The organism is Bacillus sp. OTU2372 (assembly GCF_038440275.1).
Classification (GTDB): domain Bacteria; phylum Bacillota; class Bacilli; order Bacillales; family Cytobacillaceae; genus Neobacillus; species Neobacillus bataviensis_B.
Window position 1 is genome coordinate 860,308 of record NZ_JASATK010000001.1, and the last position, 21,096, is coordinate 881,403.

Sequence of the window (21,096 nt, forward strand, 5' to 3'; positions counted from 1 at the left end):
ATTTTTCTGAAAATAATTTTTAGTTAGTTTACTGTTGAGATAATAACAAACCCATAATGATTGTACTTTGTGATGCGACCAAAGTACTATTTCTGTTATGATAAGATGAGATGAAAATCCCTATGAGAAGGATGGAGTAAATGACTGTTACAATCAAAGAGGTGGCAAAGCTTGCAAATGTTGCGCCGTCAACGGTTTCAAGAGTAATTGCAAATAATCCTAGGATTAGTGAGGCAACGAAACGAAAAGTAAAAAAAGTGATGGAGGAGCTTGGCTACCATCCTAACTTGAATGCTAGAAGTCTTTCGAGTAAAGCAACACAAACCATTGGGCTTGTTATGCCAAGCTCTGGGGATGTTGTTTTTCAAAATCCTTTCTTTCCAACAGTCCTTCAGGGAATTAGCGAAGGAGTACACGAAAAAAAATATTCCTTGCAGATGACAACAGGAAGATCACAACAGGAAATTCTTGAGGCAGTCATTCAAATGGTTCAAGGAAAACGAGTGGATGGAATGATTCTTTTAAATTCCAAAGTTGAAGATAAGGTCATTGAGTATTTAAGAGAAATCCATTTTCCTTTTGTGGTTATTGGAAAACCTGCTAAATATATAGAAGAGATCACTCATGTTGATAATGATAATGTTCGTGCCATGAAAGAAGCTACAGAATATTTGATCGGCCAAGGGCATAGTCAAATTGCTTTTATTGGCGGAAGACCAGAACTAATGGTTACTGTCGACCGGTTAAATGGATATAAACAGGCTTTAGAGAATTCAAATATTCCCATTAAAGAGGAATATATCAAACATGAGGAATTCCTAAGGGAAGGGGGGCAAGAGGCAGTTAATGAGTTAATGGCACTACACCAGCGTCCAACTGCGCTGTTAGTTGTGGATGATTTCATGGCACTAGGAGTCCTTAATAAGCTAGATGAATCTGGAATAAAAGTTCCAGAAGATATCTCTGTTGTCAGCTTTAATAATATCTTACTTTCAGAAATGTCAAAGCCGCCTTTAACTTCGGTGGATATCAACATTTTAAAACTTGGATTTGAAGCATCAAGGGGCTTAATCGAGAAAATTGAAAGCAGTACAGAACCCACCAAACGAATTATCATTTCACATCAATTGGTTGAACGTTCTTCATGTAGTCGACTCCATAAAGAGAAATAAGATTGAATAACCTTAAAAAGAAAGAGGTTCCTTCCAGAAGGCTGTTTATTAAAACGGCAGATCTTGAAGGAACCTCTTATTATTTTTCGTATTTTCTATCCTAAATATCGATGGTATAACGCTTTTGCTTCAGATAAATTCTTCGTTCCGTGTACTAAAACCCTTCCGTCTTTAAAAACGACTAGTCTGTAAGGATCTAGACTGAAAGATAAAAGGTAAGGATTTCGCTGTACGGTTCTCCCTTGATTCTCTAAAACTTTTTCTAATGCCACTAAATCCCGGACAATTGGAAAAGAAGGGCGTATCTGAACAGAGTCTCTTCCACACAGTACCGCTGTCTTTGTTTGGTTTTCATAAGACAAATAGGGGTACGAGGGCTTTTCCCCGCAACTGGGACAATCCTCTTTTTTCAATTGGTCTACTTTAATTGCACTAAACTGGTTTTTCCATAAATCACAAGAAACTAATTTGTTTCGTAATGAATCTAAGTCACCAACCAAAATTTTTAAGGCTTCACTGATTTGATAGGATACCACCATGGTCACTGCTGGACTAATAATTCCAGCTGTATCACAGGTTAATCCTCCTAGGGGAACTGTTTCTAGTAAACAAGAGAAACAAGGTGTTTTTTCAGGAATAATGGTGTACGAGATTCCATAACTTCCAACGCAAGCACCGTAAATCCAAGGAACTTTATACTTTTGGGAAACATCATTAATCATCATTCTTGTTTCAAAATTATCTGTTGCGTCAATGATGAGGTCTACTTTTTGCGCCCATTCTTCTAGCTCTAAAACCGAGGCATCCGCAATCAATGCCTCTATGGTTACAAAAGAGTTAATAGCTGTTAAGCGGTTTTTAGCTGCAATCACTTTGGGCAGCCTTTTTTCAGCATCTTCTTCTGTATACAGCTGCTGCCGTTGTAAATTTGACCACTCCACATAGTCACGATCCACAATGGTTAACTTACCAACCCCGGCACGGACAAGTGCTTCGGCATTTGCTGAGCCAAGTGCACCAGCTCCAATGATGAGAACATGTTTAGCTAATATTTTTTCCTGCCCAGCTTTTCCGATAGGTGGAAATAATTCCTGCCGTGAGTACCGATTATTCACCCGATACTCATTCCTTCCTTTGGACTGCTTGCCGTAGCATACCTCTTTTTCTCGATTCGGCCAGCTTCATATCCTAAACGTCCAGCTTCAATCGCTAAACTCATCGCTTTGGCCATTTTAACCGGATCATTTGCTGCAGAAACAGCTGTATTTAATAAAACACCATCCGCCCCTAATTCCATTGCTAAAGCCGCATCGGCAGGTGAGCCCACACCAGCATCAACAATCACGGGGACCACTGCTTGTTCAATAATAAAACTAAGGTTTACCGGATTAATAATACCCTGGCCAGATCCGATTGGTGAGGCTCCTGGCATAACAGCATGACACCCTGCTTCTTGGAGTTTTCTTGCTAAGACTACATCATCAGAAGTATAAGGCAGGACAATAAATCCTTCCTTTACTAACTCTTCCGTTGCCTTAAGGGTTTCGATTGGATCAGGAAGTAATGTTTTATCACAGCCAATCACTTCGACTTTAATCATATCGCAAAGACCTGATGCCTTTGCTAGTTTAGCAATCCGCACCGCTTCTGCGGCGGTTTTTGCCCCAGCTGTATTAGGAAGCAACGTATATTTATTGGTGTCTAGCTGTTCCAAAAAGTTAGGCTGACTTGGTTCAAAGATATTCATTCTTCGTACAGCAAATGTTAAAATTTCCGCTTGTGAAACTTCTACAGCTTCCTTTTGGGTTTCATAGCTAGGGTACTTTCCAGTTCCAAGCAATAAACGTGAATTAAATGATAATGAACCTATTTTCAACATGTCAACCGCCTCCTACAAAATGGACTATTTCAATTCGATCTTTATCTGATAATCTAGTACTTTGGTGTTCCAAACGGTTTAAAATCTCTCCATTGACTTCGACCACAACGACTTTATCATGGATTTCATAATGTGCTAGTAAATCTGAAACAGATATAATCTGTTCAGGTAATTGTATAGATTCGCCATTTAATAAGACTGTCATCAGTATCCCCCTAATGCACCATTTCTTGAATTCTATCAACCCGGAAAGCAGAGAGAAGTTGTTCATCCGGTCTGCCTTCCAATAAATCAGCTACAAGCGTACCTGTAACAGGGCTTAATAAAATTCCGTTCCGGTAATGTCCGGCTGCAATGAACAAACCTTTCCAAAATGGATGTTCACCAATGTAGGGGAGGCCATCCCCTGTTTGCGGTCTAACACCTGCCCATACTCGCTCCCATGGGGCATCCAAAATCTGAGGCACAAGTTGAACCGCTCTTTCTATCAGACTTGCAATTCCGCCAGGTGTTACATTTTTATCAAATGAATGATCAACTTGGGTAGCCCCAATATAGATTTCACCATTGCGTTTTGGAACTAAATAGCAGCGTTTATCTGAAAAAATAGTCCTGTTGATGATGGGAGAATCCGTCTTTACTGAAAAACATTCACCTTTGACCGGATAAACAGTCATATCAATTCCTGTTTCAGCCATGAGCCTTGAAGCCCATGCGCCGGTTGCAAGGACAACCTGGTTACAATGGAAGTTTCCTAAGGTGGTTTTAACCCCGATGACTCTTTCTTGTTCATAGATAAATGAAAGGGCTTCGGTATTTTCAAGGATTGTCGCCCCGAATTGTTCAGCTCCCTTTGCAAATGCTAGCGATAATTTTTCCGGTTGGACATGCCCGTCGTTAGGAAGATATATCCCGCCGGCCACACTAGGGGAAAGGGAGGGTTCCAATTCTCGCAGACTATGAGAATCAAGCCATTCTATTTCTGTATCCCACTTTCGTTGGAAGGCTGCCTGTTGTTGAACGTCAGCTGCAATTTCTACTGTTTCGGCAATCTTAATCATCCCATTTTGGATAAACTCAATATCAATCCCGGTTAGGTCTAATAACTCATTTGAGAGGGCAGGAAACATGGCCTGACTTTTTAGTGCTAGCTGAAAAAAGGGACCATCCTCTTCAATCTCTGCTTGTGCGGCCAGCATTCCGGCAGCTGCACTGGAAGCTTCACAGGCCAAATGGTTCTTCTCAATGACAACCACTTTTTTTCCCATCTTTGATAGTTGGTAGGCAATCGAACTTCCGTTTATTCCGCCGCCAATAATCGCAACATCATATGAATTTTTCACTTTTTCCATCTCCATCTTTTAATGCGTTAACATACGATTTTACTGCTGATAAAGGATCATGAGAATCTAAGACTCCTGACATCACTGCAATGCCGCTTGCCCCAGCGTGGATAACTGGTTTCGTATTTTCGGGTGTAATCCCGCCAATCGCAATGACCGGAATATCCAACTTGGTAACCCTTGATAATTCCTCAATCCCTTTCGGTGTCTTACCTGGTTTAGATTGGGAAGGGTAGACGTGACCGAATAGCACGTAATCAGCACCATCCCGTAGGGCTTTTTCTCCATCTGATATGGAGTGAATGGAACTTCCTACCCTTAACTGCGGAAAAACTCTTTTTACTATCGCTGGCGCTAAACTATGAAAGGCTAATTGAACCCCTGCCACCCTTGTAGTAAAAGCAACATCCACCCGGTCATTAATGATCAGTTTTGATAAGGGGATATCTTTAGAAAGCAGATCAATCGCTTGAAAAAGTTCCCTTGCTGTTTTTTGCTTTTCTCGTAAGTGAATCGACGTTACATATGGGTGGATATCGATCAAAATCTCCTGTAACTGCTCGATGGGCATCTTACCGTTCGAAATAATATGTAACTCTTTCGCATTTGTTAAAATTCGCGTCACCCCTTAAGAAGCTACCGCTTATTGAAATAAGTGAAAAACAAAAAAACCACTTTCCTATGTAAGAAAGTGGTTTGATTATTTGAAATGAAATGCATGCGCACTCAAATAGCCCGTTTTCCACTTCCCTACGCTGGTATTACCCAGATCAGGTTCATAGAGTCCCGAAGTAGCACTTCAATCTCAGCCCTTTAAAAAGGCACCTCTAGCGGATTAATTTCATATTAATTTATAATAATTACCTTCATGTTTAATATTAACACCAGTGTTAGAAATGTCAAATAATTTTCTAAATTAAATCTTAATTAAATTCAATTTTTATGTTTTGCGACTTACCTAATTCTTTATGGTTTTGATCAAGCACATCACTCGTTTGAATTTCTAGCCATTGGACTTCAGGGGTTGATTTTTCAATAATAAACCCAAGTGCTCCTTGCTTTGAACCCTCAGGCTCTATTTCACCGCCTAAATACTCTATATAAAAGTCATCCTTGAAAGTTCTTGTCTCACTATTACTTGTAGTTAGATGAGCAACTGGTCCAAAATGTACTGTTTGATCTGATTTATTGACTAGCTCCACTTCCACCTTAATAAAATCAAATTCTTCATAGTCATCTGTGTAATAATGAAAGTAATCCATTAACGAATAGGTCGGCATATTGTGAATCAGTTTGACATTCTTGATTCTCATTTCAATCGGTCCAATAGCATAACTTTTATTTTGTGCGGCAATCTCTTTTAAGTTTATTGTCCCTTTACTATCTTTTATCGTTTGCCCTACTTGAAGGAGGTTGGTATCATCGGATACTTGTGGATTAGGGACATATATATCAGATAAAGTTTTAGCCCTACTATTTTCATTATTTGAATTATCTTTCTGGTTGTCAGATACATGTTCTTGTTTTTCAGTTGCTTTTGCAGTAGGTTCTATATTTTGAACGGCATTACAGCCAAACAAGAAAAGAGGTAAAACAAGTATGAATGGTGTCAATATTTTCATAGGATGGTCACCTTTCAGATAAGATAGTAGGTTTCAAAAAAGTTCCCGTTGAACACCAAAGCCCAACGGGAAAAATAGGTATTTTTTTATCAAGATTACTTGCCATTTTTTAAAATATCAAAGATATGTTTCGCTTGGTCCGTATTATCAATATTTCCAGCAAACAGGTTGCTGCCAGGGCCATATGCGTATACGTTGACGTCTTCACCCGTATGTCCGCCAGTTGTCCAGCCTGTCACGGAACGATTGTCAAAAATAGTCTCAATCGCATTATCAATAGTGGTAACGTTCTTAGATGCTGCAGCCTTTTTTACAGAATCAATTTCTTGAGATGTTAATTGTAAATTAACATAGTTTTTTAGTGTTTGTTCAACATCTGCCCCTTTGGAAATTTGTTCTGCCATAAAGTCAGGTGTACGTTCTGCTGCTGCAATCGGAGCTCCAAACCAGTTATAATCACCTCTAGCACCAATCGAGTATCCGCCGGTTGAATGGTCGGCTGTTGCGACAACTAGAGTATGCTTATCTTTTTTCGCAAATTCAATGGCCGCTTTAAAGGCCTTCTCAAAGTCTTCCATTTCACTCATCGCCGCCACAATGTCGTTATCATGTCCAGCCCAGTCAATTTGGCTTCCTTCTACCATTAAGAAGAACCCATTTTTATTTTGGCTTAATTTATTTAAGGCGGTTTCGGTCATGTCTTGTAATGAAGGCATGGAGGTTTCACGATCAAGCATTTTTGGCATTCCGCCTTGAGCAAATAATCCTAACATCCGAGAATTATTGCTTTTTAACATTTCTTCTTTATTAGTTACATAGGAGTAACCGTCTTTTTGGAATTCCTTTGTAAGGTCACGATCCTGACGAACAAAGTTGCTTAAGCCGCCTCCAAGCATGATATCAATTTTATGTCCGCCATTGATCATTTCATCATAATAATCATCCGCAATGGCATTCATGTTTTTACGGCTGACATCATGGGCACCGTAAGAAGCAGGTGTGGCATGGGTAATTTCGGAAGTCGCAACCAGACCAGTTGATTTTCCTTTTTCTTTTGCTGCTTCAAGGACAGTTTTTACAGATGAACCGTCATTATCTACACCAATGGCCGCATTATAGGTTTTAATACCTGCTGACATTGCAGTTGCTGCGGCAGCCGAATCTGTCACGTTTTGATGAGGGTCCTCCGGATAGGTCTTTTGTTGTCCAACTAGATATTTATCAAATTCTGTTTGCTCGACCTCTTTAGTCGAGGGATTTTCCTTTAAATATCGATAAGCAGAAGTATAAGACACTCCCATTCCATCACCGATTAAGAAAATCACATTCTTAATCTCTGCATTGTTCTGTTTAACTTCCTTTGCTTCGACGTCATTATGTAGGGCCCCAAGCAAAGTCCCAAATGCTACTGTGGATAGTACTGCAACAGGTAAAATCTTCTTCTTTAAGACTTTTTTAAACAAAATAATAACCTCCTCCGATTTTTAATTAAAATTAATGAATTTTTCATCAAATTTTAATTTTGGTTACTAGTAAACTATAAAGTGAAATTATTAATCTATTATGAATATAATGTAAAGATTGGTTTTAGTTTTATATGATGATGGTCTTAGTGAAAATGAAGTGGTTTTTGTTCGTTCGGGTCTTTAAAAATAAAAAAGCATGGAAATTTTCCATGCCCTTTTGGTTATTGATAATGAACTTTCTTTTTTAGTTTAGATCGTTAATTTGTATTAAAAGAAAGTTTGGAGTATTCAACTAGAAGGATTTGATATCGGTTTTTCGTATCTTGGATTTCGCAATAATCTGAGGAGTAACGGTAAAGTAGTACATAATTTTTCCCGTTATATTGAACTAATTGGTCTTGCATGATACCACTCCTTTAAATGAACTTTATCTTTATGTAAAATGATAACCAATAGGGCTCTAACTTTGCCAAATACCCATGATAGACACTCTTGCTAGCCCCATTAATAATATATTAATTAAGAATTGTTAAGTAAATGCTAATTTAATGAAAAAGTTCTGTAAATTTTCATATAATCACTGCTAGAGGAGTAGATGTCTAATGAGGAGAAACATATTTTTAGAAGCAGTTAAAAAAATATTTTATTTTTATAAAAAAATAACAAGGATATTTATCATAGCTGACAAATTCTATATATAAGAAAAGTAGGGGAAGGAAGTGGAGTGAATGAAACGCCAGAGAACTTTCTTTATTATGCATAACCTTATTTTTGAAGTCCAGAATCCAGAAATAACAGTTAAGAAAATAAAAGTAGCAATGGTTAAAATAGAAAATGAGGAATATAAAGTCTTGAGAAAACAATTTGATGAAGAGGTTTTTAATATAGAAAGAAAATCTGGTGGATGGTTTATTACAGAGAAAGATAAACCAATCTAAAGTAAATAGCTATCTTATAATAAAACAAATTATGTCAATGGAGTGAATACACATAGCAGATTTTTTTAAGGATATCGAACCATTACCTCAGGAGTTTTATGAACAGCCCACACTTGAACTTGCAAAAGCTTTACTCGGTTGTCTCCTTGTAAAAGAAACAAAGGAGGGAGTTACGGCAGGTTATATTGTAGAAACAGAGGCATACATTGGCCCAGGGGACAGGGCGGCTCATAGCTATCAAAACAGGCGTACGAAAAGAACAGAGGTTATGTTCCATCGTTCCGGTCTTGCCTATACTTTTGTAATGCATACTCACTGCCTTTTCAATGTAGTTAGCGGCGGTGAAGAAAAACCAGAAGCCGTTTTGGTCCGTGCTCTTGAACCTGTGTTCGGTATTGAGTTAATGAAATTTAGAAGAGGCATGGAAGAACTAACAAAATTAACGAACGGCCCAGGCAAACTAACAAAATCAATGGGCATTTCAATGGAAGACTATAGCCGCGCCCTGACCTGTCCACCTTTATATATTGCCAAAGGTATCTGCCCGGAAAGCATATCAGCCGGAAAAAGGATTGGAATTAACAACTCCGGTGAAGCCCGAGACTATCTTTGGCGTTTCTGGGTTACTAATAATCAATATGTTTCAAAACAGCAAAAAACCTGATCCTATTGTTTCAACATAGGATCAGGTTTTTTGTTCTAAAATGTATCCGTTTACATAAATTTCGAAGAAAGGAAGCAGTTTTTAAATCGATGACAAAAAATATTACCGCTTTCCTAATTAATCTGTCAGGTTATCTTACCATATAATGGAATGTTATAAGAATAAGAAAGATAATCAATCTAGGGTTTTATAAAGACATATAAAAAACATATAAAAGACATTGGTTTGCTAGAGCTTAGCGATTAAGAAGAGGTCGGCTGCTTAAGAAATAATAAAGGTACATTGTCTACACCAAATAGAAATGAAAGGGGAAGATAATAGATTATGGAACAACAAAAAATTATTATCAGCGGAGAACGATTACAGGCCGCGCTTGAACAATTTGCAAATTTCGGACGCACAGAAAACAATGGTGTAACACGTTTGGCTCTATCTGCAGAAGATCGTTTAGCAAGGGATTATTTTTGCTCTTGCTGTAAAGCATTGGGGATGTCGGTCGAAATTGATGATATGGGAAATATTTATGCGAAATTACCTGGGGTGGAAGAAAAGCCGCCGCTCGTGATTGGTTCCCATTTAGATTCCGTTAAAAAAGGTGGACGGTTTGATGGAGTGTTAGGCGTAGTAGCTGGTTTAGAAGTTGCCCGTGCTTTAGTTGAAAATAACATTAAGCCTCGTATTCCTCTCGTAATCGCCAATATCACAAATGAAGAAGGAGCAAGATTTGAACCATCCATGATGGCCTCAGGAGTATTGTCAGGTAAATTCGATAAAGCTGCAATGGTAAAGAAAAAAGACGTAGCTGGTATTTCTTTTGAAGAAGCGTTACATTCAATCGGCTACGCTGGCAAAGAGGAATCCCGATTAAAAGAAGCAGCAGCATTCTTGGAATTACATATTGAACAAGGGCCGATTCTAGAACGGGAGTCTCTATCAATCGGTGTAGTGGAATGTGTGCTTGGGATGGTTTGTTATGAAATTCAGATTACAGGGGAATCCGACCATGCTGGTACCACTCCAATGGACATGAGAAAGGATGCTCTCTTTGCTGCCAATAACTTGATCAGCGAAGCCCGTCAAAAGCTTAGTGCTCTTGATAAGGATTTAGTTTTTACGATGGGCCGAATGAATGTCCTTCCTAATATTCATACCGTTATTCCGAATAAAGTAGTTTTTTCATTAGAGGCTAGACATAAAGACCCATTGGTCATTAAGCAAGTCGAAGAAATTATCTTAGGTCTCAAACACTCCCAGGCTAATGAGGGCTGTGACATCCAAACTGAAAAATTGTGGGACCGCTCAACGGTATTATTTGATGAAAAAATATGCGATTTATTAGAGAAATCTACTAAGTCATTAAACTACTCGTATAAAAGAATGGTGAGCGGTGCCGGTCATGATGCTCAATTCCTAGCAAGCTATATACCAACTGCGATGATTTTTGTTCCAAGTATCAATGGAAAGAGTCATTGTGAAGAGGAGCTTACCACCTGGGATGATTGCGCAAAAGGAGTAAATGTCCTGTTAGAAACTGTACTCTCTTTTTAATTAATTATTTATTCATATAAAGGAGGTTTTGGCAATTGAGTGCGGAAAATCATTCAAAAATATCATCTAAAGATTTAAGTCGGAATTTCCAAGAAATAATCCCTGCATTAACAAAGCAAGAAGCAATGGAAGAGTCGAATCGCTGTCTTTACTGCTATGATGCACCATGTGTTAAAGCATGCCCAACTGGGATTGATATCCCATCATTTATTAAGAAAATCGCTTCTGACAATTTAAAAGGATCTGCCAAAACCATTCTAACGGCAAATCCAATTGGGGCTAGCTGTGCGCGCGTCTGTCCAACGGAGGAATTATGTGAGGGTTCCTGCGTTTTAAACCATTCTACCAAGCCAATCATGATCGGTAACCTTCAGCGTTATGCAACGGACTGGGCAATCCAAAATGAGCAATCCCTGTTTAGTCCTGGACAGAAAAATGGGAAAAAGGTTGCAATTGTCGGCGGGGGACCAGCGGGCTTGTCGGCTGCAAGGGAACTAGCTTTGCTGGGTTATGAAGTTACTATTTTCGAAGCAGAGGAAAAGGCCGGAGGATTAAACACATATGGAATTGTTGCGTTTAGGCTCCCTCTCCACATCTCCTACTGGGAAGTGAAGCAAATCGAGAGCTTGAATGTAGAAATTCGAACCAACACTAGAGTAGGCAAAGATATTTCAGTACAAGAAATCTTGAAAACCTATGATGCTATCATTCTCGCGATCGGCATGTCCAAAGTTCCGGAATTGGGGATCAGCGGCGAGGATTTATCAGGCGTATTTGACGCAATTGAATTTGTAAGAGAAACAAAAACAAAACCAATTTCTAGTCAACTTCTTGGAAAGAAGGTTGCCGTAATTGGTGCAGGAAACACCGCCATCGATGCAGCAACGAGTTCCGTTCGTCTCGGGGCCGACAATGTCAAAATCCTTTACAGAAGAACATCGGAGGAAATGACCGCTTACGAATTTGAATATGATTTCGCTAAACAAGATGGGGTTGAATTTCGATGGCTTACGGCGCCAGTAAGGATTTTAGGCGATGCGCATGGGAATGTAAACGGGATCGAATGTATCAAAATGGAGCTGGCAGAACCAGGGGAAGATGGACGCCGGAGTCCTGTTCCAATAAAAGGGACTGAATTTATCCTTGAAGTTGATGCCGTTATAAAAGCTAATGGTCAATCCAGATATGTGGAACTGGTGGAACAGTTTCATTTAGAGCATAACGGTGGAGTGGTAAAGATTAATCCATCTAATTATCAAACATCCAATCAAAAGGTGTTTGCATGTGGAGATGTCATATTTGGAAAAGGACAACAGGGAGATGCAATGGTTGTATCTGCCGTACAACAAGGAAAAGAAAGTGCCTATTCTATTCATCAATTACTTAGTCCTTCGATTGTTGAAACAGCTTAGGCTCACTAAATAGGTATAAAAAGGAGGTAGGATTATGGCGGATTTATCGATTAATTTAGCTGGAATAAAATCACCAAATCCATTCTGGTTAGCGTCAGCACCCCCGACAAACTCAGGATATCAAGTCCAACGTGCCTTCGAGGCAGGATGGGGCGGTGCCGTATGGAAGACACTGGGTGAGCCGATCATCAATACTTCTTCACGATTTGCAGCCGTCAGCTTTAACGGACAAAAAGTAGCAGGCTTTAACAATATTGAACTGATTACCGATCGCCCACTAGAGGTGAACCTTAAAGAAATAGCCGAAACTAAGAAGCGTTTCCCAAATCACGCCATCATTGCCTCGTTAATGGTCGAGCCAAAACAAGAAAAATGGCATGAGATTGTAAAAAAAGTAGAAGCGGTGGGCGTAGATGGACTTGAATTAAACTTTGGGTGTCCTCATGGAATGGCAGAAAGAGGGATGGGATCTGCATCAGGGCAAGTACCGGCACTTGTTGAAAAACAAACATTTTGGGTAAAGGAAGTAGCTAAGACTCCGGTAATCGTAAAACTCACTCCGAATATAACCGATATTACGACTACAGCTGAGGCGGCGGTACGTGGTGGTGCAGATGCCGTTAGTATGATAAATACGATTAATAGTTTAGCAGGGGTCGATCTTGATACTTGGAACACCATTCCACATGTTGGCGGGAAGGGGGCACACGGAGGGTACTGCGGGCCAGCGGTGAAACCAATTGCCTTACATATGGTCGGGGAGTGTTCTAGAAATCCTAGGATTAATATCCCGATCTCTGGAATTGGTGGAATATCGAACTGGCAAAATGCAGTCGAATTCATGTTAATGGGGGCAACCGGTGTCCAGGTTTGTACGGCTGCCATGCACCACGGCTTTAGAATCGTCGAAGATATGATTGAAGGATTAAATAATTACTTAGATGAAAAGGGAATTGCTTCTTGTCTAGATCTAGTTGGTAAATCTGTACCGAAATACTCCGATTGGGGCAATCTTGACTTGAACTATAGTATTGTTGCCAGAATCAATAATGATGTTTGCATTAATTGCAATAAATGCCATATCTCCTGTGAGGACACATCCCATCAATGTATCGATATGCTGAAAGATGAACAAGGAAACAGTATTCTCAAAGTTAGGGAAGAAGACTGCGTCGGCTGTAATTTATGTTCCATCGTCTGTCCGGTTGATGGTGCAATTGACATGATTGAAGTACCAAGTGAACTTCCATCAATGACATGGAATGAAAGGCAAGCGGCACTCGGAGCACTTTCTTGTGAAACTGATATTGTAAAAAAATAAAGAGACTTAATTTTCAAATGAGACATGGAGGGTTATCATGAAAAAAATCATTAAAAACGGAACCATTGTAACGGCAGCCGATACCTTTCGGGCCGATGTTTGTATTGAAAATGGGGTTGTTACTCAAATTGGAGCGAATTTACCCGCCGTTGGAGCAGAAGTGATTGATGCAAAAGGCTGTTACCTGTTCCCTGGTGGTGTCGATCCACACACCCATCTTGATATGCCGTTTGGCGGAACGGTTACAAAGGATGACTTTGAAACAGGTACGATTGCCGCTGCTTTTGGCGGAACCACAACGATCATTGATTTCTGCTTAACTACAAAAGGGAAAACACTAAAAAGTTCCGTCGATACTTGGCATGCCAAATCAAAAGATAAAGCGGTAATTGATTATGGTTTCCACCTTCAAATTGTAGAAATGAATAATGAAAAACTAGCCGAGCTTCCTAAAATGATTGAAGAAGAGGGTATCACCTCCCTTAAAGTATTTATGGCCTATAAAAATCAGTTCCAAGCCGATGACGAAACACTATTCAAAACATTGATTGCTGCTAGAGACCTTGGCGCCCTCGTCATGGTTCATGCGGAAAATGGTGATGTGATTGATTATTTAGTCAAAAAATCCTTGGAAGATGGTAATACTGATCCCATTTATCATGCCCTGACTAGGCCGCCAGAAGTGGAAGCGGAAGCAACTGGCAGAGCTGCGACATTAACAGGACTGGCAAAATCTCAACTTTATGTGGTCCATGTATCTTGTGCGGAAGCTGCCCGTAAAATTGCCGAAGCAAGGAGCAAAGGCGTCGATATCTGGGGAGAAACTTGTCCACAGTATTTGGTTTTGGATCAATCCTACTTAGAAAAGCCAAATTTTGAAGGAGCAAAATATGTTTGGTCTCCGCCTTTACGTGAGAAATGGAATCAAGCCGAGTTATGGAATGGCTTAAAAACAGGACAATTGCAGACCTTAGGTTCTGATCAATGCTCCTTTGACTTTGTTGGTCAAAAGGACCTTGGGAAAGGTGATTTTTCAAAAATTCCGAATGGAGGACCCATCATCGAGGACCGTGTTAGTATTCTTTTCTCCGAGGGGGTTAAGAAAGGAAGAATTTCGATTAATCAGTTTGTCGATATTACTTCCACAAAGGCCGCTAAGTTATTTGGTTTGTATCCAAAAAAAGGAACCATTGCCATTGGTGCAGATGCTGACATTGTTATTTTTGATCCAACTGTGGAACGTGTCATCTCGGCTGAAACGCACCATATGGCCGTTGATTATAATGCATTCGAGGGAATAAAAGTAACTGGAGAACCAGTATCCGTCCTTTCACGTGGTGAATTTGTTATCCGTGATAAACAGTTTGTTGGAAAACCAGGTGCCGGACAATTTTTAAAACGTGCGAAGTATAGATCAGATAAAAAGTCCGAACAAGAAAGTACTCTAACATTTTAAGAGATTACAAGAGAAGCCGGGTTAAGGAAAGATGGGTTTTTAACCCTTCTCTAATTAACTAGAGGAAGGAGTAAAGGAATAATGTCCGAATATCAACAGTTTCTTAAAGAACGAGATCTAGTTGATTATTTCATTCAAAAAGGATTTCAAATTAAAACAGTTACGGAAAATTTAAGCGGAGCATATGTTTTATTTGAGAAAAAGGACAGCAATGGTGCAAAGGAAACGGAAACAATTCACCTATTAACTCCTGCGGCAAGAAAGTATTTTTCCGTGAGATTAATTCAACAAAAAAACTGTCAACCTTGAAAGCGGCAGAAAGATTGGCATATCCAGTTTAAAAATAAGGAGGGAATGACAATTTTTACACAAGGAATCAAGCGTTTAAAGAACTATATTGGAGGAGATTGGGTCGAGTCAAAATCTAATCAAACAGAATTTGTAGTCAATCCAGCAACCGGCCAGACAATAGCGGAGATCCCGCTTTCTACAAAGGAAGATGTCGATCAGGCAGTTGGGGTTGCGAAAGAGGCCTTTAAAACATGGTCCCAAACAGCAGTTCCAAAACGGGCACGAATTTTATTTAAGTATCAGCAGCTCCTTGTTGATCATTGGGATGAACTGGCCAAGCTTGTCACGATTGAAAATGGGAAAGCTCTTTCTGAAGCTATGGGCGAGGTACAGCGTGGAATAGAGTGTGTTGAATTTGCTGCTGGTGCGCCGACATTAATGATGGGTAAACAGCTGCCTGATATCGCTACAAATCTCGAATCGGGAATGTATCGCTATCCTATCGGAGTAGTAGGCGGGATCACTCCATTCAATTTTCCTATGATGGTTCCATGCTGGATGTTCCCGATTGCGATTGCGTGTGGAAATACATTTGTATTAAAACCATCAGAACGGACACCACTCCTTGCGGCTCGCCTAGTAGAATTAATGGCTGAAGCCGGCCTGCCAGACGGAGTCCTTAATCTTGTCAATGGTGCCCATGATGTGGTCAATGGGCTGCTCGAACATAAAGATGTCAAAGCGATCTCTTTTGTCGGTTCCCAGCCTGTTGCAGAATATGTTTATAAAAAAGGAACTGCAAATCTGAAGCGGGTCCAATCCCTGTCTGGTGCCAAAAATCATTCGATCGTATTAAAAGACGCAAACCTGGATCTTGCTGCTAAAGAAATTACTAACGCAGCCTTTGGGTCAGCCGGAGAACGTTGTATGGCAGCCGCTGTTGTAGCGGTGGAAGAAAGTATTGCCGATGAATTGGTCAAGCGATTATCTATTTTAGCGGATGAAATAATCATTGGGAATGGTCTTGCTGATGGGGTTTTCCTTGGACCAGTCATCCGTGAAGGGAATAAGACAAGGACTATAGACTATATCGAGTCCGGTATTGCTCAAGGTGCTACCCTGGTGCGGGACGGTCGTAAGGATGAAGCCATTAATGGACCCGGCTACTTCGTTGGACCTACTATTTTTGATAATGTTACAAAAGATATGAAAATCTGGCAGGAGGAACTTTTTGCACCGGTTCTCTCGATTGTTAGAGTAAAAGGCTTAACGGAAGCCATTGATGTTGCCAATGCTTCTCCATTTGCGAACGGTGCCTGCCTATACACCGACAGTGCCTCAGCCGTGCGTCAGTTCCGGGAAACAATTGATGCAGGGATGCTTGGGGTTAATGTTGGGGTGCCAGCTCCAATGGCCTTCTTTCCATTTTCTGGTTACAAAGATTCGTTCTATGGTGATCTACATGCAAATGGTACAGACGGCATCGAATTTTATACTAGGAAGAAAATGCTAACTGCTCGTTATGAATAGGATGAGAGACAACCAGTGTAAAGATTACAAACAGAGTTTAAACTTTCGAAACAGGAAGGACGAAAGTAAATGTCCATAATTAGAAATGAAGCAGATGAATTGCTTGAAAAAGACCGGCAATATCTATGGCATCATATGTCTCCATATAAAGAAAAAGCAGCCCCAACCGTTGCAGTAGGAGGAAAAGGATCCTGGATTACGGACATCAATGGTAAAAAATACTTAGATGCCATGTCTGGATTATGGTGTGTAAATGTGGGATACGGAAGAGAAGAGTTAGCCCAGGCAGCGTACGAACAATTAAAAAGCCTTTCCTATTTCCCACTTTCACAAAGTCATATCCCGGCCATCCAGTTAGCAGAGAAATTAAATGAGTGGTTAGATGGGGATTATGTCATCTTTTTTTCCAACAGTGGCTCCGAAGCAAATGAGACCGCTTTTAAAATTGCTCGTCAATATCACCAGCAAAATGGGGAACCAACTCGTTATAAATTTATTTCACGTTATCGAGCCTATCATGGGAATTCAATGGGGGCTTTGGCTGCCACTGGGCAGGCAGTTCGGAAATTTAATTACGAACCACTTGCTCCAGGCTTTATTCATGTTAGCCCGCCAGATAGTTATCGTCGTCCAGAAGGGCAGACGATTGAACAATTTAATCTGCAATGCGCTTTAGAAATAGAAAAAACTATTGTATGGGAAGGCAAGGAATCCATTGCGGCGATCATTATGGAACCAGTCATCACCGGGGGAGGTGTCCTGGTACCGGATCCTATTTATATGGAAAAAGTAAAGGAGATTTGCCAAAAGTATGGAGTCCTCCTCATAATGGATGAGGTGATTTGCGGCTTTGGCCGAACGGGGAAAAAATTTGGTCATATGCACTTTGACCTTAAACCTGATATTGTCACAATGGCGAAGGGGCTTACCAGCGGTTATCTTCCACTATCGGCTACTGCTGTTCGCCGAGATTTATACGAAAGATTCAAGAGTGCAGATGAATTTGGATATTTCCGGCATGTCAACACGTTTGGAGGAAACCCTGCAGCATGCGCTGTGGCACTAAAAAATATAGAAATCTATGAAAAAGAAAATTTAGTAGAGCGTGCTCAAGCTTTAGGTGCACAGTTAAGGCAAGGACTAAATGATTTAAGTAATCATCCGCTTGTTGGTGATATTCGCAATTTTGGTTTGCTGCTAGGGATTGAACTAGTTGACAACAAACAAACTAAGGAACCAGTAGCTCCTGCTAAAATTGATCAGATTATCGCCGAATGTAAGAATAAGGGATTGATTATTGGTAAAAACGGGGCAACGGTTGCAGGATATAATAATATTCTTACGCTTTCACCACCATTATCCTCAACAGACGAAGATTTAGAGTTTATTGTGAAAACGTTAAGAGAAGTTATTTTTAAGGTAGATTAGGTCATAGTAATCTAGAGATATTTATGTAATTCTTTGAAAATAAAAAGAACCCAATCCTGTCGGGGCTCTCCTAAAGGTAAAGTACTATAATTGTTTAACCAATAGAAATCTAAAGGGACTTAACTCCGCGGTTAAGTCCCTTTTATCAATTAATTAGCATATTTCTCTAAAAAATATGCTGAGAACCAATACTCACTTCCTTCAATATTTTAATAGGTTTTTATGTCGAGAAGGATTATCTACTAATCCTTTTAGTTCGACTTTAAAAAAATATGAAGTTTTTGGATCCGTTATGGACAAACCTTATCCACACCCCCTCATGATTAAAGTAGGTTGGTTCCGATCACCTGGACCGATAAAATCTAATGCGGCAGGAGAGAATACCTTAACTTTTCTTTTACCGGCCTCCGAAAGAATTCGGATTGGATTAATAACTACTATATTCTGAAAGATACTGTCTCCTGAGAAGATCTCCTTTTTGGCAACCCTGCTAAAGACAGCCTTATATTTATTACCGAGAGTTTTCACAGCTACATGGTCATTCGTTTTCTCCTTATGTTGCCATGATTCTTGCTCTAACTGTAAAACAACTTCTTCAATCATAGCGACGATTCCGATTTCACGTTTATTTAACATCAAAATGAAGTTAAATCCTGTTTCCGATTTCTTTTGTACAATTTCCACTTCATCTGTAATAACCGTGACGAAATCCTCTTTTGTGTGTGAGTCCTGAGCGTTTTCTTTTTGTTTAATGACACGATAATAAGCCTTTGCACCAATTCCCTCGTCAGTGAAGTCAAATGGTTTTATACTTTGTGATCGGACAAAGTAAATTTGTTTAACCTTTTGCTTACTGTTTAATTGGACACATAAAGCCACATCCTCTTTGCCCACATTTCCCTCACCGTTTGAGAGCATCGGGACATTCATTTCCATTCCTGGAAATTGAACGAATATGTAGCTGAAGTTTTTCTTTGGCTGTAAATCTGAAAGTCTCATTCACTCACAACCTTTCCGATTCATTACAAGGGTATTTTCCTTGTAAGAGTATAATTCCATATCTTTTTTCATCTTCCTCTATAAGTATGAGGAGTTTTCATCGTCACTTTCTTGTGAAATGCGGGGCTTCCTCCTATTTGTTGAGTTTTTATGAGTAAATCTTCTATCGAAAAACAAAGAAGGAATATTTTTTGTCGTTTTATTGAAAGGCATTTTTTTATTGTTTAAAGCCTTAGCTGTGTATTTACAGGATTTTTTATTGGAAGAGGGCTGGGACTTATTCTCGGTGTTGTGAATGGGGCATTTGAAAGGGGATTCAGTAGATAGCTTGATATTTGTTAATCATAAAAATGAATATTCTAACAACATTTTATAGACTTGCTGTTCATTTATATATTAAAATGTAATTTATAATTATTATTTCACAATTATCAAATGGAGTTCTTATTTGCTACTATTAATAAGTAATCAAGTTTAATACGAGTATGTCAAATGAATATTCGGAAAATTAAAAAACTAATGTTATCACTTTTGTTACCTTACTAGTACTTCTTGAGGGTAATACTATAAATTTTTACTTGGAGGAAGATTATGAACTTTGTTAGTACACGCGGAAACGTAAGTAAAATTGGATTTATTGATACTGTTTTAATGGGTCTGGCAAATGATGGGGGACTTCTAGTGCCAGAGAAAATCCCACATATCCCAGCGGAGAAGTTAGAGGCAATGTCTAATCTCACTTATCAGGAATTAGCTTATGAAATTTTTTCCTATTATGTTGATGGTGAAATTCCAGACAACGAGCTGAAGGCTTTAATCGAGAAAAGCTATGCAACCTTCCGCCATCCAGAGGTAACACCTGTTCATAAGGTTAAGGATAATATGTATGTGCTCGAACTGTTTCATGGTCCAACCTTTGCTTTTAAAGATATTGCTCTGCAATTCTTAGGGAATTTATATTCCTACGTGTCAAAGAACACAGGTGAAACCATTCATATTCTTGGAGCTACATCTGGTGATACGGGTGCCTCTGCCATCGAGGGTGTTAGAGGAAAAGAAGGTATTCGCATTTGTATTTTGCACCCACATGGTAAAGTGAGTAAGGTGCAAGAATTACAAATGACGACTGTTAATGATAAAAGTGTCTTAAATTTAGCCATTAAAGGAACATTTGACGATGGTCAGCGAATCATCAAGGAATTGTTTGCAGATGTAGAATTTAAAAACAAATATCATCTTCGCGCGATTAATTCTATTAACTTTGTTCGTATCTTGGCACAGACTGTTTATTATTTCTATGCGTATTTCCAAGTTCGAAAGGAGAAAGGCATAAACAGTGTTAACTTTAGCGTGCCGACTGGAAACTTTGGTGATATCTTTGCCGGTTATCTTGCCAAGAAAATGGGGCTTCCTGTTGGAAAACTAATCGTTGCAACAAATGAAAATAATATTTTAGAAGGTTTTATCCAAAATGGGGTTTACAAGCCTGGTAAGTTCCGCAGCACTTATAGCCCTTCAATGGATATTCAGGTAGCCAGCAACTTTGAGCGCTACCTATATTATCTGCTTGATGAAAATCCTAATGCCGTTTCTGACTTGATGGAAACATTCAAGACTGAAGGGGAAATCGTTGTAAACGAGGAGCTTCTAAAGCAGGTTCAAAAGGATTTTGCTGCACATGGGGTTGAAGGTGCAGAATGCTTGCAAACGATCAGCAAATACTATGCTGAAACAAGCTATTTATTAGACCCACACACTGCTTGTGGTGTGGCCGCATACGAAACGTTTAATGATCCGAGAGAAGTTTGTGTCACTCTGGCCACAGCTCATCCGGCAAAATTTAATGAATCGATTGAGCGTTGTGACATTGATCAAACATTCCCTGAGGAAATCAATCAACTGTTTGAAAAACCACAGTACCTAGAAGTTGTTGAAGCTGACAAAGATGAAATCACTTGGAAGTTAGAAAAGCTGTTTAGTTATTCAGTTCAATAAACCTAGAATTAGATTAATATATTTCCTTAAAG

The 21,096-nt window shown here is 39.5% G+C and carries 20 protein-coding genes and 1 riboswitch; of the genes, 11 read left to right on the forward strand and 9 right to left on the reverse strand.

Features of this window, described 5'->3' with window-relative positions; translation table 11 throughout:
* Window positions 1–140: 140 nt before the first annotated feature.
* Window positions 141–1,172: a LacI family DNA-binding transcriptional regulator gene (locus AAHB15_RS04095; RefSeq protein WP_335573885.1), complete on the forward strand. Its 1,032-nt coding sequence runs from the start codon at window positions 141–143 to the stop codon at window positions 1,170–1,172.
* Window positions 1,173–1,267: 95 nt separating this feature from the next.
* Here the strand turns inward: AAHB15_RS04095 and AAHB15_RS04100 are convergent, their stop codons facing one another.
* The 8 genes from AAHB15_RS04100 to AAHB15_RS04135 form a co-directional block, all read right to left on the reverse strand.
* Window positions 1,268–2,287, reverse strand: coding sequence for a thiazole biosynthesis adenylyltransferase ThiF (locus tag AAHB15_RS04100; protein ID WP_335573884.1), 1,020 nt, complete (start codon window positions 2,285–2,287; stop codon window positions 1,268–1,270).
* Window positions 2,284–3,051: a thiazole synthase gene (locus AAHB15_RS04105; RefSeq protein ID WP_335573883.1), complete on the reverse strand. Its 768-nt coding sequence runs from the start codon at window positions 3,049–3,051 to the stop codon at window positions 2,284–2,286. The genes AAHB15_RS04100 and AAHB15_RS04105 overlap by 4 nt, the downstream gene beginning before the upstream one ends.
* Before the next feature lies 1 nt (window position 3,052).
* A complete protein-coding gene (thiS, locus tag AAHB15_RS04110; RefSeq protein ID WP_342041780.1) occupies window positions 3,053–3,256 on the reverse strand; it encodes a sulfur carrier protein ThiS in 204 nt (67 codons plus the stop codon).
* Between the two features lie 10 nt (window positions 3,257–3,266).
* The gene (gene thiO, locus AAHB15_RS04115; RefSeq protein ID WP_342041781.1) at window positions 3,267–4,394 is read right to left on the reverse strand and encodes a glycine oxidase ThiO; all 1,128 of its coding nucleotides are present in this window, start codon (window positions 4,392–4,394) and stop codon (window positions 3,267–3,269) included.
* A complete protein-coding gene (locus AAHB15_RS04120; RefSeq protein WP_335573880.1) occupies window positions 4,378–5,019 on the reverse strand; it encodes a thiamine phosphate synthase in 642 nt (213 codons plus the stop codon). Before AAHB15_RS04120 ends, thiO begins: the two co-directional genes overlap by 17 nt.
* Window positions 5,020–5,124: 105 nt before the next feature.
* Window positions 5,125–5,233: riboswitch (TPP riboswitch) on the reverse strand.
* A gap of 84 nt (window positions 5,234–5,317) precedes the next feature.
* The gene (locus AAHB15_RS04125; RefSeq protein WP_335573879.1) at window positions 5,318–6,016 is read right to left on the reverse strand and encodes a hypothetical protein; all 699 of its coding nucleotides are present in this window, start codon (window positions 6,014–6,016) and stop codon (window positions 5,318–5,320) included.
* 95 nt (window positions 6,017–6,111) lie between these two features.
* Complete coding sequence (locus AAHB15_RS04130; RefSeq protein WP_342041782.1) at window positions 6,112–7,479, reverse strand: alkaline phosphatase; 1,368 nt, start codon at window positions 7,477–7,479, stop codon at window positions 6,112–6,114.
* Window positions 7,480–7,739: 260 nt separating this feature from the next.
* A complete protein-coding gene (locus AAHB15_RS04135; RefSeq protein WP_251562577.1) occupies window positions 7,740–7,886 on the reverse strand; it encodes a hypothetical protein in 147 nt (48 codons plus the stop codon).
* Window positions 7,887–8,210: 324 nt separating this feature from the next.
* Between AAHB15_RS04135 and AAHB15_RS04140 the strand changes: the two genes are divergently transcribed.
* The 9 genes from AAHB15_RS04140 to AAHB15_RS04180 all read left to right on the forward strand — a co-directional run bounded on the left by AAHB15_RS04140 (window position 8,211) and on the right by AAHB15_RS04180 (window position 18,070).
* The gene (locus AAHB15_RS04140; RefSeq protein ID WP_342041783.1) at window positions 8,211–8,420 is read left to right on the forward strand and encodes a hypothetical protein; all 210 of its coding nucleotides are present in this window, start codon (window positions 8,211–8,213) and stop codon (window positions 8,418–8,420) included.
* Between the two features lie 73 nt (window positions 8,421–8,493).
* Window positions 8,494–9,084 carry a DNA-3-methyladenine glycosylase gene (locus AAHB15_RS04145; protein WP_335573433.1) on the forward strand — a complete coding sequence of 197 codons (591 nt, stop codon included), beginning with the start codon at window positions 8,494–8,496 and terminating at the stop codon, window positions 9,082–9,084.
* A 324-nt stretch (window positions 9,085–9,408) separates the two neighbouring features.
* Entirely contained in the window at window positions 9,409–10,632 is a 1,224-nt protein-coding gene (locus AAHB15_RS04150; RefSeq protein ID WP_335573402.1) for a Zn-dependent hydrolase, read from the forward strand.
* A 35-nt stretch (window positions 10,633–10,667) separates the two neighbouring features.
* On the forward strand, window positions 10,668–12,044 hold the full coding sequence (locus tag AAHB15_RS04155; protein ID WP_342041784.1) for an NAD(P)-dependent oxidoreductase: 1,377 nt from the start codon (window positions 10,668–10,670) through the stop codon (window positions 12,042–12,044).
* 34 nt (window positions 12,045–12,078) lie between these two features.
* A complete protein-coding gene (gene preA / locus AAHB15_RS04160) occupies window positions 12,079–13,365 on the forward strand; it encodes an NAD-dependent dihydropyrimidine dehydrogenase subunit PreA (RefSeq protein ID WP_342041785.1) in 1,287 nt (428 codons plus the stop codon).
* A gap of 37 nt (window positions 13,366–13,402) precedes the next feature.
* Entirely contained in the window at window positions 13,403–14,821 is a 1,419-nt protein-coding gene (gene hydA, locus AAHB15_RS04165; RefSeq protein WP_342041786.1) for a dihydropyrimidinase, read from the forward strand.
* A gap of 81 nt (window positions 14,822–14,902) precedes the next feature.
* Window positions 14,903–15,130, forward strand: a complete 228-nt coding sequence (locus AAHB15_RS04170; protein WP_335573406.1) for a hypothetical protein — start codon at window positions 14,903–14,905, stop codon at window positions 15,128–15,130.
* A 45-nt stretch (window positions 15,131–15,175) separates the two neighbouring features.
* Window positions 15,176–16,642 (forward strand): CoA-acylating methylmalonate-semialdehyde dehydrogenase, encoded by a 1,467-nt coding sequence (locus AAHB15_RS04175; protein WP_342041787.1) that lies wholly within the window; start codon window positions 15,176–15,178, stop codon window positions 16,640–16,642.
* 69 nt (window positions 16,643–16,711) lie between these two features.
* Window positions 16,712–18,070 carry an aspartate aminotransferase family protein gene (locus AAHB15_RS04180; RefSeq protein ID WP_335573408.1) on the forward strand — a complete coding sequence of 453 codons (1,359 nt, stop codon included), beginning with the start codon at window positions 16,712–16,714 and terminating at the stop codon, window positions 18,068–18,070.
* 303 nt (window positions 18,071–18,373) lie between these two features.
* On the opposite strand, the gene AAHB15_RS04185 is transcribed toward AAHB15_RS04180, so the two are convergent.
* Window positions 18,374–19,069, reverse strand: coding sequence for a hypothetical protein (locus AAHB15_RS04185; protein ID WP_342041788.1), 696 nt, complete (start codon window positions 19,067–19,069; stop codon window positions 18,374–18,376).
* A 591-nt stretch (window positions 19,070–19,660) separates the two neighbouring features.
* Between AAHB15_RS04185 and thrC the strand changes: the two genes are divergently transcribed.
* Entirely contained in the window at window positions 19,661–21,064 is a 1,404-nt protein-coding gene (gene thrC / locus AAHB15_RS04190) for a threonine synthase (protein ID WP_335573410.1), read from the forward strand.
* The last annotated feature ends 32 nt before the right edge of the window (window positions 21,065–21,096 follow it).